We start from the raw sequence: 14,573 nt of genomic DNA on the forward strand, positions 1-14,573 counted from the left end.
GTTGGACAAAAACCTGATCGATCCTGAAGTTCTTGCGCAAGGCGGGTCTCGAAATGGCTGATCACCATTGTACAGAATTGACCGCACCGGCGCTCGGCAGGCACCGACTTGGTGCGCATCGCGGCATCTTGCGAGCAGCCGAGCCGGTATAGCCAAGCAATGGATTTTCCGTCGGATATCAGCCCACTCTATGTGGCGTCGGGATTCTTTGTCGGGCTGCTGGTGGGCCTGACCGGGGTCGGCGGCGGATCGCTGATGACTCCGGTCTTGATCCTGCTCTTCGGGGTTGCCCCGGGCGCGGCGGTCGGCACCGATCTGCTTTACGCCTGCGTCACCAAGACCGGCGGTGTTCTGGTTCACGGCCTGAACGGTACCGTGGACTGGCCGGTGGTCCGCCGGTTGTGTCTCGGCAGCCTGCCGGCATCGGCGCTGACCCTGCTGATGCTCTATTACCTCGACATGGATGGCGCCGCGGGCAACACGCTTTTCGTCTCCACGCTCGGCATTGCCCTGATGCTCACGGCGCTGGCCCTGGTCTTCCGCCGGCGATTCACGGCGTTCTACACGGACCGCATCGGTGTCCTGCCGGAGCGCCTCCTCTTCCGGCTCACGGTAGTCGTGGGTATTGTGCTCGGCGTGCTGGTCTCCATTTCATCGGTCGGGGCGGGGGCGCTGGGCGCCACCGCTCTGATCCTGCTGTATCCTGAACTGCCCGCTTCGAAGATCACCGGTTCCGACATCGCCCATGCCGTGCCGCTCACCCTGGTGGCCGGCCTCGGACACTTGATGCTCGGCACCATCGACCTCATGCTCCTGGCCGCCCTGCTGCTGGGTTCGCTTCCGGGAATTGTCCTCGGCTCCGCCCTGGTCATGAAGATCCCGGAGCGGATCCTGCGCCTGACGCTCGCCGCGGTGCTCGCTCTCGTGGCCGCCCGATTGCTGGGGTCGGTGATATCTTGAGAACCTCGTTTGCTGAAAAGGATGAAAATTTGTCGAATCGCCGCACCATGGTTTCGCACTTGCAGCGTCTCGAGGCCGAGAGCATCCACATCATGCGCGAGGTGGCGGCGGAGTTCCGCAACCCTGTGATGCTGTATTCGATCGGCAAGGATTCGTCGGTCATGCTGCATCTCGCCATGAAGGCCTTCTATCCCTCCAAGCCGCCCTTTCCGCTGCTCCATGTCGACACGACCTGGAAGTTCCGGGAAATGATCAGCTTCCGCGACGATACCGCCAAGCGTCTCGGCCTCGACCTCCTGGTCCACGTGAACGAGGAAGGCGTGAAGCGCGGGATCAACCCGTTCGATTCCGGCTCCTCGCTCCACACCCAGGTGATGAAGACCGAGGCTCTGAAGCAGGCGCTCGACAAATGGGGGTTCGATGCGGCTTTCGGCGGCGCCCGGCGCGACGAGGAGAAGTCCCGTGCCAAGGAGCGCATCTTCTCCTTCCGCACCGCCGCTCATGCCTGGGATCCGAAGAACCAGCGGCCCGAGCTCTGGAGGGTCTACAACACGCGGATCAACAAGGGCGAATCGATCCGGGTCTTCCCGCTCTCCAACTGGACCGAGCTCGACATATGGCAGTACATCCTGATGGAGCAGATTCCGATCGTCCCGCTTTACTTCGCCAAACATCGGCCGGTGGTTGAGCGCGACGGCATGCTGATGATGGTCGATGACGACCGCATGAAGTTGAAGGCGGGCGAGAAGGTCGAGCAGCGCCTGGTGCGCTTTCGCACCCTTGGCTGCTATCCGCTGACCGGCGCGATCGAATCCCCGGCGGCCAGCTTGGAGGACATCGTGACCGAGATGTTCACCGCGACCACCTCGGAGCGGCAGGGCCGCCTCATCGACCACGACGAGAAGTCCTCGATGGAGAAGAAGAAGAAGGAGGGCTATTTCTGATGTCGGCCGTCGAACAGGATCTCAAGGCTTATCTAGCGGCCCAGGAGAAGAAGTCCTTCCTGCGGTTCCTGACCTGCGGCTCGGTCGATGACGGCAAGTCGACCCTGATCGGGCGGCTGCTCTACGACACCAAGCTGCTGTTCGAAGACCAGCTCGCGGCCTTGGAGAAGGACTCCAAGAAGCACGGCACCACCGGCGACGACATCGATTTCGCGCTGCTGGTGGATGGACTGGAGGCCGAGCGCGAGCAGGGCATCACCATCGACGTCGCCTATCGCTTCTTCGCCACCGACAAGCGGAAGTTCATCGTCGCCGATACGCCGGGCCATGAGCAATACACCCGTAACATGGCGACCGGCGCCTCCAACTCCGATCTCGCGGTCATCCTGATCGACGCGCGCAAGGGCGTCCTCACCCAGACCCGGCGGCATGCCTATATCGTGTCGCTGCTCGGCATCCGGCATGTGGTTCTGGCGGTCAACAAGATCGATCTCGTCGATTTCTCCGAGCCGGTGTTTCGCACCATCGTCGAGGAGTTCGCGACCTTCGCCAGGAATCTCGGCTTCGCCAGCGTGACGCCGATTCCGCTCTCGGCCCGTTTCGGCGACAACGTAATCGCCAAGAGCCCGCAGATGCCCTGGTTCGAGGGGCCCGCCTTGCTGCCCTATATCGAATCGATCGATGTCAGTGCCGCCACTGCCGACAAACCGTTCCGGATGCCGGTGCAATGGGTCAACCGGCCCAACCTCGATTTCCGCGGCTTCTCCGGCACGATCGTCAGCGGCCGGGTGCGGCCGGGCGACGTGATCGTGGTCGCGAAATCGGGCCGGACCAGCAGCGTGACGCGGATCGTGACGCTCGATGGCGATGTGACCGAGGCGGTGGCGGGTGAGGCGGTGACACTCACACTCGCCGACGAGATCGATATCTCCCGGGGCGATGTGCTGGCGGCTGCTTCGGCGCGACCCGAGGTCACCGACCAGTTCGCGGCGCATCTCCTGTGGATGTCGGAAGAGGAGATGCTGCCCGGCCGACCCTACATGCTGAAGCTGGGGCCTGCGATGGTACCGGCGCAGATCACCGATCTCAAATACAAGACCGACGTCAACACGCTGGCCCACAACGCCGGCAAGACGCTGCACCTTAACGAGGTCGGCTACGCCAATATTTCGGTGACCCAGCCACTGGCCTTCGACGCCTATCGCGAGAATCGCGACATGGGCGGTTTCATCCTGATCGACCGGTTCAGCAACACCACCGTCGGCGCCGGCATGATCGATTTCGGCCTGCGGCGCGCGACCAACGTGCACTGGCAGGCGCTGGATGTCTCGAAGACCGCGCGCGCCGGCCTCAAGGGCCAAAAGCCGGTCATCCTCTGGTTCACCGGGCTTTCCGGTTCGGGCAAGTCCACCATCGCCAATCTGGTGGAGCGCGCGCTGTTCGCCGAGGGCAAGCACACCTACATGCTCGACGGCGACAACGTGCGGCACGGCCTGAACCGCGATCTCGGCTTCACCGATGCCGACCGCGTCGAGAACATCCGCCGGGTCGCCGAAGCGGCCAAGCTGTTCGTCGATGCCGGAACGATCGTGCTGGTCTCTTTCATCTCGCCGTTCCGCTCCGAGCGCCGGATGGCGCGCGAGCTGGTGGAGGCGGGCGAGTTCATCGAGATCTTCGTCGATACGCCGATCGAGATCTGCATGCAGCGCGACCCGAAGGGCCTCTATCAGAAGGCCAAGGCGGGGGCGATCAAGAACTTCACCGGCATCGACAGCCCCTATGAGGCGCCGGAGCGTCCCGAGCTCACGGTCAAGACCGAGGAGGCGGATCCCGCGACCCACGCCGCCGCGATCGTGGCCTACTTGAAAGAGGCCGGATACGTATGAGCCGCCGTGCCGCGACCACCGATCTCGCCGGACGGATCGCGGCGAAGACCGCCAAGATCGGCATCATCGGCCTGGGCTATGTCGGGCTGCCCTTGGCCTGTCTCTTCGCCGAGAAGGGCTTCAAGGTCACCGGCTTCGACATCGACCCGAACAAGATCGCGGTGCTGAACGCCGGGCGCAGTTACATCAAGCATATCCCGGCGAGCCGCATCCGCCCGCTGGTGAAGGCCGGCAAGCTAGTCGCCAGCGCCGACTTCTCGGGCCTGCGTCAGATGGATGCGATCATCATCTGCGTGCCTACGCCACTCACCAAATTCCGCGAGCCCGACCTGCGCTTCATCGTCACCACCGGGCAATCGGTCGCGCGGTATCTCCGGAAAGGCCAGATCGTGGTGCTGGAATCCAGCACCTATCCCGGCACCACGGGCGAGGTACTGAAGCCGATCCTGGAGCGCAGCGGGTTGAAGTCGGGTCGCGACTTCCATCTCGCCTATTCGCCCGAGCGCGAGGATCCCGGCAACGAGACCTACGGCACCGCCGCCATTCCCAAGGTGATCGGCGGCGACGGCGCCAAGGCGCTGAAACTCGCGAAGCAGCTTTATGACGGCGTGGTGGTGAAGACCGTGCCGGTCTCCTCGCCGGAGACGGCGGAGGCGATCAAGCTCACCGAGAACATCTTCCGCGCCGTCAACATCGCCATGGTCAACGAGCTCAAGGTGATCTTCGACGCGATGGGCATCGACGTCTGGGAGGTGATCGAGGCGGCGAAGACCAAGCCGTTCGGCTACATGCCCTTCTACCCTGGGCCGGGTCTCGGCGGCCATTGCATCCCGATCGACCCCTTCTACCTGACCTGGAAGGCGCGCGAGTTCGGCATCAACACCCGGTTCATCGAGCTCGCCGGCGAGATCAACACGCTGATGCCGCGCTACGTCGTCGGGCGTCTCGCGGAAGCCTTGAGCGCCCATGCCGGCCGCGCCTTGAAGAAAGCGAAGATCCTGATGATCGGCCTCGCCTACAAGAAGAACGTCGATGACATGCGCGAGAGCCCCTCGTTGACGCTGATCGGCATGCTGGAGCAGGCGGGAGCCTCGGTCGAATACCACGACCCGTTCATTCAAAGGGTGAAGCCGTCGCGCGAGCACGGGCATCTGACCGACCGTCGCTCGGTGGCGCTCACGGCCAAGCGAATCGCCGCAGCGGATGCGGTGCTGATCGTGACCGATCATGACAACGTCGACTACAAGCTGATCGGCAAGCATGCTCGGCTGGTGATCGATACCCGCAATGCCATGGAAAAGCACAAGGCGCCCGGTCGCCGGATCGTGAAGGCGTGATGCAGGGGCGTCGCATCGATAAGTTAGGACCGATCTGACTCTCAACTCCAGGATCGATTACCGCGGCTTCATCCAAAGGCCCTGGCCGGTCGGCAGCGACAGAATCTCGATCTCCTTCTGCTTGGCGAACACGTCCCAGGCGCGCTTCTGGTGGATGTGCGGCGCCCAGCCGTAGTCGTCGAGCAGCACGAAGCCGCCGGGGGAGAGCTTGGGCCAGAGCCATTCGGCAGCAGCGATCTCTGGCTCGACCACGTTCATGTCGATCGAAGCGAAAGCGAATTTCTGCGAAGTCACCTCGCCCAGCGTGTCGGGGACACGGCCGCGGATGAGCTTCGCATTCGGCCAGCGCGCAAACTTTCGCTGCACCATGGCGAAGAGGCTGTCGCCGCCCTGGTACTTCGCGTTCATGCCGGCGACTCCGAGCTTGCGCTCGGAATCGGTGATCTGCTCCTCGGGGATGCCGGCGAAAGTGTCCAGCAGGTAATAGGTCCGGTCGGCGCGCTTCGCGAAATCTAGATAGGTCATGATGGCGCCGGAGACGATCCCGGTGTTGACGCCGCATTCGATGAAATCGCCGGGAAGCTGCGCTGCCTGGACCGCCACCCAGAGCGCCATATGCACGCGCCATTCGAGATGCCGGCCCTGCGGCCCGTCCGTCATCCCGAACGCATAGGCGGCGGCGAACTTCGGATCCTTGATGAACTCGCAATTGTGCTGGGTGGCGAGCCCGTCGGTGTTGTAGGTGAGCGGGCCCTGGACCAGCATGCGGCCGTCCGGCAGGGGGAACTTCAGATCGATCTTGACGGGAAACTGCAGGGACTGCTCGACCACGGGATCCACCTCACTGCCGGTCGCCGCGCTCAAGACGGCGTGCTCGGGATGATAGCGGATTCGGCCGCTGCCGAAATCCCCGCCGAAAAACCGTTTGTTGTGAGTCGATTAGCCGCTCGAATCGGGGCCTAGCCGCGAGCCCACGCTCAGTAGGCGTTGCGGCCGGAGAAGCAGACGAAGGCGGTGCGCCAGAGGATCTTGATGTCGAGCCAGAGCGACCAGTGGTCGATGTAGTAGAGATCGAGATCGACGCGCGCCTTCAGCTGGTCCGGCGTGTCCACCGCGCCCCGATAGCCGTTGACCTGCGCGAGCCCGGTGATGCCCGGCTTCACCCGGTGCCGGAAGCTGTATTCCGAGACGATCTCATAGTGTTTCTTGTCGCCGATCAACATGTGCGGCGTGTGCGGGCGCGGACCGACCAGCGACATCTCCCCGCGCAGCACATTCATGAGCTGCGGCAATTCGTCGAGACTGGTTTTGCGCAGGAAGGCGCCGATGCGCGTCACCCGCGGGTCACCGCGCTTGGTCTGCTTTGCGCCCTTCGGATCGGCGAGGTCGCAATACATGGTGCGGAACTTGTAGACGTCGAACAGCCGGTCGCCGAGACCCTGGCGACGCTGGCGGAAGAAGATCGGACCCTGGCTGTCGAACCGGATGATGAGCGCGATCAGCACCAGCAGCGGCGAAAGGAAGATCAAGGCTGCCGATGCCGCGGCAAAGTCGATCGCGGTCTTGATCAACCGCTGCGGCTCTCGGATCGGCCGGTGCGCCAGCGAATGCAGCTTCAGGCCCGCCATTTCCGCAGTTTCCTGATCGGCGGCGTTGAAGCCCATCAGGTCGGGGGCGAGCACGATGTCTACGGGCAGGACGCGCAGGCTGCGGAGCAAGTCCAAGAGGCGCGCTTCCGCCGAATGGGGCAGGGCGATGACGACCTTGTCGAAGGCGGCGGACTTGTAGAGCTCCACCAAATCGGCGGTGCTGCCGCGGATCTGATGCGCGACGCTGGAGTTCAGCGTGCGGCGGCTGTCGCGGTCGTCGAACACGCCGATGATCTCAAACAAACCGGGTGCGGTCAGCTCCACCCATTTGATCAATCGCGCGGCAGACTCGCCGGCACCGATGATGGCGACGCGCTGGCGGGCGAGGATGCGGCCGCTCAGCATCGGCCGCAGCAGCTGGAAGAAGCCGTGCGCCACGACCGTCGCCGACATCGCTATCAGCTCGAACCACAGCAGCCAGGAAATCAGGTGATGCACCTCGGTCTCGGCGCTGCGCACGAACACGAGGCTCATCGCGAGCGGAAACAGCAGCGGCAGGCCGGTGCAGACGATCATCCGCGGCATGCGCGAGAGCGCGGTGGTGTGCAGCAGCAGCAGCGGGTCGTGGACCTTCAGCGACCGGCAGAAGCCGAGGAAGATGATGCAGGCCATGCCTGCGATGCCAAGCGCCATCAGACGATAGATGTCGGCCGCGGGAACAGCGGCGACGATCCAGGCCAGCACCCCCGCGCCGATGAACAGAGCGAGATCGATCGCCAGGCTGATATAGCTGAGCTGTTGCGGCTGCAGGCGGGCGGTCGGCGCGCGTTTGGCGACGGGTGATGCCAGTCCTAGGAGTTCCAACTTCCGACTTGGACTACGCATATCCATCAAATTCTGCCCCGACGAAGAAGCCCCCGGCCGCTGCGGAAGGAGAATCCGCTGCCACGGCTGGCAGATCCGCTTTCGAATTTATTCCAAACTTTAGGTCATTTATCTGCATCAGCGGGCGGAAAACCGGTGAATTTGCTACCACGATCTTGTGATTAACCATCTAATTCCGGGCCTTCGCCGCGGCGTGGTGCGCAACCCGTTCTGGTTGAGAAATGAATACCACGAATATCGTAGCACGGACCGGCGCGATCACGCGTGACTGAGCCCGAATCCGGGCGGCAAAAACGCAACCTTCCCGGCGCGTTGCGCATTTACGGGGAGCCCGCGACTAGCGGTCCGGGCAGTTCCAGCAACATTCCGTTGCCTGCCGCCCCGAGTTCGATTGGCCCATTAACCAAATCACAACAGGACATGATTAACGCTTGGTATTTGGCTGTATCATCAAGCAAATTTAGATTATTTTGCCTGCGATAACACCGGTGTGCATCGAACTTGGCGGTCGTGGACGACGGGTCGAAAACGGGAAGAAAAAAATGAAACGGCTCCTCAGAGGTATTGCGTTAATCGTGGCCGCGGCCGCCTTGACGGCCGGATCGGCCATCGCACAGGAATCTTCACCCGCCGCGGCGACTTTGCCGGTCACGACGGTGCCTGCGGGGGCAACGCCCGCGGCGACGCCAGCGGCACCGCCGGCGGCCCCGGCCGAGCCCGCGACGGTAGAGCCGGCCACCGCTGAACCCGGTATCGCGCAGGCGGCCCCACAACCGCTCTATCGCATCAACGGCGGCGACACGATCCACATCTCGGTCTACGGCGAGCGCGATCTCGACCGTGACGTCGCGGTCGAGCCGGACGGCGGCATCGCCTTTCCGCTGGTGGGGAACATCAATGCACGCGGTCTGACGCTCAGCGAACTGTCGAAGAAGATCGCCGACGCGCTCCGCGCCGGCAACATGCTGCCGAACGTGACCGATCCGGAAGTTACCGTCTCGCTAGTCAAGAGTTCGGGCAATTCTTTCTCGGTGATCGGCCAGGTGAAGCAGCCCGGTACCTTCGTGACCGACACGCAGGTCGATGTGATGCAGGCCCTGAGCCTGGCCGGCGGCCTGACGCCGTTTGCCAGCAAGAGCCGGATCATCGTGCTGCGCCGCGACAGCGGCGGGGTGCAGACCAAGATTCCGTTCGACTATTCCAGTGTCGAGGACGGAGAAAAGCTCAACATGAACATCCAACTGCAGGGCGGCGACGTGGTGGTCGTGCCGCAGGCAGGCCTGGGTTTCTGATCGATAATTTTGCTTCGGGGGAGTGCTATGGCCATCGGTGGGCGGGGACTGCGCGGGGTGAATCGCGCCCTCGCGCTGGCATTCGGGCTGCTGCTTGGCAGCCTGTGTATGTGCTTTGAGACAGGAACCGCCTTGGCTCAGGAATGGACGTTCGAATCCGCCTTGTCCCAGCGGATGGGTTACAATAGCAACCTGCTGCTGCAGCCCAACGACGAGATCAGCACTTTCAGCTCCCAGACCATACCGGAGTTCACGCTGTCGCGGACCAGCCCGACCTCCAGCATCTCTCTGCAGGGCCTGTTCGAGTTCAACGAGTACATCAACCACTCCGATCTCAATTCCGCCGATCAGTTCGCCCGGTTGAACCTGTCGAAGGCCCTGAGCGAACGCAGCAAGGTCAGCTTCCGTGGCGCCTTCGACCGGGACACGACGCTGGAATCGGATCAGGAAGCCACCGACCAGTTCGTCAATGATTCGATCCGGCTGTATCGCTGGGACGCCAATCCGTCCTGGGACTACCTGCTGTCGCCGATCGACCGTCTGAACGTTTCCGCGCGATACCTGCGCACCACCTACGACTCACCCGAAAAGACCGATTACCAGGACTACGGCCCGACGGTCAGCTACTCCCACGACCTGAGTGAGCTGGCTTCGATCACTGCCAGCCTGAACTATTCGCGTTTCGAGCCCGATCAGAACGACAACGAGGGCCTGGACGGCGATACCACGAATAGCCAGGACACCTATGGCGGACTGTTCGGCTACGACTATCATCCGACCGAGAGGTTCACGATCGGCGGTGCGGCCGGTCTCAACTACAACGTCACCCATCGCCAGGGCGGGAGCGACCAGGACAGCATCGGCTACCGCTTCCAGTTCAACATGAACTACCAGATCAACGATCAGACCAACGCCCAAGTGACGCTGTCGCGCGACACCGAACCGACCGGCGACGGCGAGGAGCGGACGCGCAACCGTGGCTCGGTCAACCTGTCGTATCAGATGACCGAGCTCACGTCGTTCTCGCTGAATACCAGCTACGTCGACGACCAAGAGACGCAGTCGGAAAATGGCGTGGCGCGCTACCTGACAGTCCGGCCGGCCGTCAACTGGAACATCACCGAGGATCTCAAGTTCCAGGCGTCCTATCAATTCCGCTACAAGAACGTCGAATCGGGCGGATCCGCCTATGACAATGCGGCGTTTATCACGCTTCGCTACGCACTTCCCGACCTCAACTGGAGTGGATTCTAGAATGGCCATCGTCCAATCCGGGCCATTGGGTTTCGACGGCGACAATCTGCTGGCCAACATCAATGTCCTGCACACCTTGCGGCGCAGGAAATGGATCGGCGTCGCGGTCGGCTTCGTCGCTTTTTCCTGCGCCCTGACGATTGCGCTGATTTGGCCCCCGACCTACCAATCGACCGCGACCATCCTGATCGAAGAGCCGGACGTTCCGAGCGACCTGGTCAAGTCGACAGTCTCGACCTACGCCGACCAGCGTCTGCAGGTCATCGAGCAGCGCGTGATGACCAACCAGAATCTCGGCGAGATCATCGATCGGTTCGGTCTCTACCAGGCGGCGCTGGCGACCACGCCGCGTTCGGAACTCATCAACCTCCTGCGCAGCAAGATCGACCTTGCCGTGCTGAGCGCTGATTTCGTCAGCAGCGCACGCAACAGCAACCAGCCGCAGGCGACGATCGCCTTCACGGTCTCTTACGAGGACCGGAATCCGCGCGTCGCCCAGCAGGTGGCGAGCCGGCTGACCGACCTTTATCTCGCGGAGAACGTCCAGACCCGGACCGAAAAGGCGGCGGGCACGACCGAGTTCCTGACCCAGCAGTCGCTGAAGCTCTATCAGGATGTCGAGGACGCCGAGAAGCGGCTGACCGAGTTCAAGACCAAGAACTCCAGCACGCTGCCCGAGCAGATCGACACCAACATGCGGATCCTGGAGCAGTTGCAGAGCCAGCTGCTGCAGAACCGCAGCACCCTTGAGCAGCTGACCGAGAAGCGCGCCTTCCTGCAGGGGCAACTCGGCCAGATCAGCCCATACATGCCGATGACTGCCGGCGGGACGCCGGCGACGCCGCAAGCCCAGCTGATGGCGCTGGAGCTTCAGTATATCGATCTCTCGGCGCGGTACGGCCCCAAGCACCCGCAGGTGGTTCACCTGAAGAAGCAGATCGACTCGCTGAAGGCCGAGGTCGGCACCAGCGACGAGCCGACCTCAACCCAGGCGCGCCTGTCCCAACTGCAGGCTCAGCTGTCGGAAGCATTGCAGCGTTACGGCGAGAAGCATCCTGATGTGCAGAAGCTGCGCAAGCAGCTCGAAGATCTCAAGGCCGAGATCGGCAAGGAGCCCAGCGTCTCGATGCTTTCGACGCCGAAAGGGCCGCCCGACAACCCGATGTACATCCAGATGCAGAACCAGCTCGGCGAATCCACCGCGCTGATGCAAGGCCTGCAGATGGAGACTGCGGCGCTGCAGGCCAAGATCGATGACATGCAACAGCGCGTGCTCCAGACCCAGGCAATGTCCGGCCAGTACAATTCCCTGCGGCAGCAATACGATGCTGCTGTGAAGCGCTATCAGGATTTCAAGGACAAGGAAGCGGATGCCCAGGTTGCCCAGAGCATGGAGCAACAGAGCAAGAGCGAGACCTTCTCCGTGATCGAGGCGCCGGAATTTCCGGAGCTCCCGATCAAGCCGAACCGGAAGGTGCTGCTGTTGGCGGGCCTCGCGATGTCGGTTCTGCTCGCCGCCGGCGCCATGCTGGCCCTGGAGATGCTCGATTCGAAGGTCTACGAACCGCGCGGCCTGGAGCGTGTGTTCGGCGAAGTGCCGCTTGCGACGGTTCCCTACATCACCACGCCGCGGGAACGTACCAACCGTTGGGTGAAGATCGCGGCGGCGGTCCTCGCCGTCATCGCGGCTGTCGCCGGCGCGCTGGTGGCGCTCGATGCGTTCGTGATGCCGCTCGACGTGCTTTGGGCGGCGCTGCAGACCCGCATCAATCCGTAGGACGTCTCGGCCAGGATGGTCAGGCGGGTCGGTCGATCGTGCCCCCGCCGACCCCTGGCGCGTCTCGCCTTACTTCAAAGTCGCGGACACCTCTTGGGCCTCGTCCTGGCCGCGATAGTCCGGCTTGCCCGCCAAGGCCAGCGAGAAGGCGGCCTGCGCCTTTGTGGTCAGTCCCTTCCCCTTGAGCGCCATTCCGTAGTGGAACTGCATCTGCTGATTGTCCGGCATCAGTGAGGTTGCGCGCGCCAGCAGGATGGCGGCATCGTCGAAGTTGCCCTGGCGGACCAGCACCCAACCCAGCGTGTCCAGCAGCACGGCGTTGTCGGAGCCTCTGAACTTCTCGGTGAGCTGTCGCGCCCGATCCAGCAGCGGCGCATCGGCCGGCCACACATCGGCGATCAGAGCGGCGAGATTGTTGGCCGCCACCGCATCGTCCGGCCACTTCGTCAGAATCTTTTCATAGCTCGCTTTAGCCGCCTGGAAATTCCCCGACGTGTCGTAGGCAATCGCGGCGACCAGCGCCATGCCGCGGTCATTGGGGAATTTCTGCGCCGCGACCTCGGCGATCTTCACGACCTCGTCGTTCTTGCGCTGCCGTGAGAGCAGCTGCACCAGGCTGACATAGGGCTCGGTCGAATCCGGCTTCGCTGCCACGGCCTGCCGCAGCAGCTTTTCCGCCTCGTCAGGCTTGCCGGCCTGCATGCGGACCGCCGCCAGCAGCACCATCGACTTCGCGTCGCCGGGATCCTTGACGATGCGATCGGCGAGCAGCTTCTCCGCAAGCTCGGGCTTGCCGGACCGCATGTAGGCGGCGACCAGCAGCGGCCCGGTCTTCTCGAACGGCTCGCCGCCTTCCGTCGCCAGGGTCAGCTCCGTGATCGCCGTCGCGAAGTCACTGCGCGCCATGGCGGACTGGGCGACGATCCGGTGGCCGACAGCAGCCGTCGCGGGGTCGGTGATCAGGGTCTCCGCCAGCGCCTCGCCCTTGTCCGGAGCGCCGGTCCGCACCAGGAACTCCGCCTTCTGCACCTTGAGCTCGGGCGCGTTGGGACGCAGCGCGATCGCCACGTCGAGATGCTGCAATGCCTCGTCCGGAGCCTTGGCGGCCAGCAGGCTGGCCAGCCGCAGCCGCGTGTCGACGTCGTTCGGCGCGAGCCGCGTGATGTTGCGCAGCGCGTCGATGGCGAGAACGGTGTCGCCGGTCGCTTCATAGGCCTTCGAGAGCAGGACCAGGGAGGCGACCGAGTTCAGGTCCTTGTGCAGCACCGACTTAGCATCGGCGATGACGGCGTCGTATTTTCCGGCGTTGAGCTCGAGTCCGCCGCGCAGCAGCAGGGCCGGCTCGTTCTGCGGATCATCCTTCAGGATGGCCTCGATCTGCGCCAGGGCCTCGTCCGGCTTGCCCTGCAGGGCCGTGAGGCGCGCCAGCTCGACCTTGGCCCGAAGTCGGTCATTGGCATTCGCGCCGTTCTGCTCGAGATCGTGCATCAGCGCGGTCGCTTCGTCGAACTTCCTGGCCTGGACATAGAGCTGCTCCAGCAGCAGCACATATTTCGGCGCCAGCTTGGTCTGTTCGGCGAGCACCTTGATCTGCTTGATCGCCTCGTCGAGGCTCCGCTTCTGAACCAGGAAGCCGGCATAGGCGGCGATCAAGGCGTCGTTGTCGGCATTGGCCTCGAGCGCCTGCTTGAAGATCGTCTCCGCCTCCCCGAGCTGGTCGACCAGCGCCAGCTGATTGGCAAGGTCGATGACGTAGTTCGGGTTCTTGGGGTCGATCTCGTGCATCTGGCGCAGCACGGTGACGACCTCGGCGGTCTTCTTCTGGTCGAACAGGACCTTCAGCTTGACCAGCAGCAGGTCGGTGCTCTTCGCATTGTTGGCCAAGCCCTGCTCGACGGTCGCAAGCGCCGCGTCGAGATCGCCGCCGCGCGCCTGCCGGCCGGCAAGGACGACCAGGGCATCGACATTCTTCGGGTCGATTGCCAGCGCGGCGCGCGCTTCCTTCTCGGCCTCGGGGAGCTTGCCTTCCAGCAGCGAGGCGGCCGCCATCAAGGTATGTCCCTCGGGCTTGTCCGGGGCGTTGGCGAGGATCTGCTTCGCGTATCGCTTGGTGCCGTCGACATTGCCGCCCAACAGGGCGTACTGGCCGGCCTTGCGATTGGCGTCGAAATTTTTCGGATCGGCGTCGGCGACCTTCTGGAAGGCGGCGGCCGCGGCGTCGCGCTTCTCCTGCTTCTCGGCGATCAGCCCCAGGTAGTATTGCGGTTCCAGATTGGCCGGCTGGATCTGCAGGGCGTTTCTGAACTCGATCGCGGCCTTGGCGAGGTCGCCGCTGTCATAGAGCGCCTTGCCGTTGGCGATGTATTTGGCCTCGAGGTCCTTCGGCGAATCGCAGCCGCCCAAACAAAGCAGTGCGGCGATACCAACCACGCCGGCACAGCGGAACAGCATCCGCATCGTCAAGTGCTCCCGGAAACCGCGCGTTCACTACTACCAGGCTACGCGCCGACCGCCGCAACATCCCATCGAATCGACTCTAATTCGAGAGTAAAATACCGGTCGAATCACACGATGGTGGGGGAGCGTGCGGGCGGTATGTTGCGCACGTTCCGGTAATGCGATCACGGGCCGAACCTAGCCCAAAAGCGG

General features: G+C 63.4%; 10 protein-coding genes. 7 read left to right on the forward strand and 3 right to left on the reverse strand.

All coding sequences use genetic code 11. The features are described 5' to 3' along the window. Positions 1 to 159 precede the first annotated feature (159 nt). The 4 genes from ACYQ4T_RS01395 to ACYQ4T_RS01410 are packed head-to-tail and all read left to right on the forward strand — an operon-like array spanning position 160 to position 5,127. Positions 160 to 960, forward strand: coding sequence for a sulfite exporter TauE/SafE family protein (locus tag ACYQ4T_RS01395; RefSeq protein ID WP_459850162.1), 801 nt, complete (start codon positions 160 to 162; stop codon positions 958 to 960). Positions 961 to 1,007: 47 nt separating this feature from the next. After that, a complete protein-coding gene (cysD, locus tag ACYQ4T_RS01400) occupies positions 1,008 to 1,904 on the forward strand; it encodes a sulfate adenylyltransferase subunit CysD (protein WP_459852018.1) in 897 nt (298 codons plus the stop codon). After that, complete coding sequence (gene cysN / locus ACYQ4T_RS01405) at positions 1,904 to 3,790, forward strand: sulfate adenylyltransferase subunit CysN (RefSeq protein ID WP_459850163.1); 1,887 nt, start codon at positions 1,904 to 1,906, stop codon at positions 3,788 to 3,790. The genes cysD and cysN overlap by 1 nt, the downstream gene beginning before the upstream one ends. Continuing rightward, positions 3,787 to 5,127: a nucleotide sugar dehydrogenase gene (locus ACYQ4T_RS01410; protein WP_459850165.1), complete on the forward strand. Its 1,341-nt coding sequence runs from the start codon at positions 3,787 to 3,789 to the stop codon at positions 5,125 to 5,127. Before cysN ends, ACYQ4T_RS01410 begins: the two co-directional genes overlap by 4 nt. Positions 5,128 to 5,184: 57 nt before the next feature. On the opposite strand, the gene ACYQ4T_RS01415 is transcribed toward ACYQ4T_RS01410, so the two are convergent. Together ACYQ4T_RS01415 and ACYQ4T_RS01420 are read right to left on the reverse strand one after the other, a co-directional pair. Continuing rightward, the gene (locus ACYQ4T_RS01415; protein ID WP_459850167.1) at positions 5,185 to 5,991 is read right to left on the reverse strand and encodes a TylF/MycF/NovP-related O-methyltransferase; all 807 of its coding nucleotides are present in this window, start codon (positions 5,989 to 5,991) and stop codon (positions 5,185 to 5,187) included. A 113-nt stretch (positions 5,992 to 6,104) separates the two neighbouring features. Next, positions 6,105 to 7,580 carry an undecaprenyl-phosphate glucose phosphotransferase gene (locus ACYQ4T_RS01420; protein WP_459850169.1) on the reverse strand — a complete coding sequence of 492 codons (1,476 nt, stop codon included), beginning with the start codon at positions 7,578 to 7,580 and terminating at the stop codon, positions 6,105 to 6,107. A gap of 509 nt (positions 7,581 to 8,089) precedes the next feature. On the opposite strand from ACYQ4T_RS01420, the gene ACYQ4T_RS01425 reads away from it, so the two are divergent. Genes ACYQ4T_RS01425 through ACYQ4T_RS01435 form a run of 3 tightly spaced genes read left to right on the forward strand, consistent with a single transcriptional unit; the run spans position 8,090 to position 11,924 of the window. Then, entirely contained in the window at positions 8,090 to 8,893 is an 804-nt protein-coding gene (locus ACYQ4T_RS01425; RefSeq protein ID WP_459850171.1) for a polysaccharide biosynthesis/export family protein, read from the forward strand. A gap of 27 nt (positions 8,894 to 8,920) precedes the next feature. Beyond that, the gene (locus ACYQ4T_RS01430) at positions 8,921 to 10,147 is read left to right on the forward strand and encodes a DUF481 domain-containing protein (RefSeq protein ID WP_459850173.1); all 1,227 of its coding nucleotides are present in this window, start codon (positions 8,921 to 8,923) and stop codon (positions 10,145 to 10,147) included. Position 10,148: 1 nt separating this feature from the next. Then, complete coding sequence (locus ACYQ4T_RS01435; RefSeq protein ID WP_459850174.1) at positions 10,149 to 11,924, forward strand: GumC family protein; 1,776 nt, start codon at positions 10,149 to 10,151, stop codon at positions 11,922 to 11,924. A gap of 69 nt (positions 11,925 to 11,993) precedes the next feature. Here the strand turns inward: ACYQ4T_RS01435 and ACYQ4T_RS01440 are convergent, their stop codons facing one another. Continuing rightward, the gene (locus ACYQ4T_RS01440; protein ID WP_459850176.1) at positions 11,994 to 14,381 is read right to left on the reverse strand and encodes a tetratricopeptide repeat protein; all 2,388 of its coding nucleotides are present in this window, start codon (positions 14,379 to 14,381) and stop codon (positions 11,994 to 11,996) included. Positions 14,382 to 14,573: the final 192 nt, after the last annotated feature.

It is taken from the genome of Dongia sp. agr-C8 (genome assembly GCF_054658695.1).

What these genes read in the sequence shown, in the direction of transcription:
- ACYQ4T_RS01395 (WP_459850162.1), top strand. Translation starts at nt 160, where the DNA reads ATGGATTTTCCGTCGGATATCAGCCCACTCTATGTGGCGTCGGGATTC.
- cysD (WP_459852018.1), top strand. Translation starts at nt 1,008, where the DNA reads ATGGTTTCGCACTTGCAGCGTCTCGAGGCCGAGAGCATCCACATCATG.
- cysN (WP_459850163.1), top strand. Translation starts at nt 1,904, where the DNA reads ATGTCGGCCGTCGAACAGGATCTCAAGGCTTATCTAGCGGCCCAGGAG.
- ACYQ4T_RS01410 (WP_459850165.1), top strand. Translation starts at nt 3,787, where the DNA reads ATGAGCCGCCGTGCCGCGACCACCGATCTCGCCGGACGGATCGCGGCG.
- ACYQ4T_RS01430 (WP_459850173.1), top strand. Translation starts at nt 8,921, where the DNA reads ATGGCCATCGGTGGGCGGGGACTGCGCGGGGTGAATCGCGCCCTCGCG.
- ACYQ4T_RS01435 (WP_459850174.1), top strand. Translation starts at nt 10,149, where the DNA reads ATGGCCATCGTCCAATCCGGGCCATTGGGTTTCGACGGCGACAATCTG.
- ACYQ4T_RS01440 (WP_459850176.1), bottom strand. Translation starts at nt 14,381, where the DNA reads ATGCGGATGCTGTTCCGCTGTGCCGGCGTGGTTGGTATCGCCGCACTG.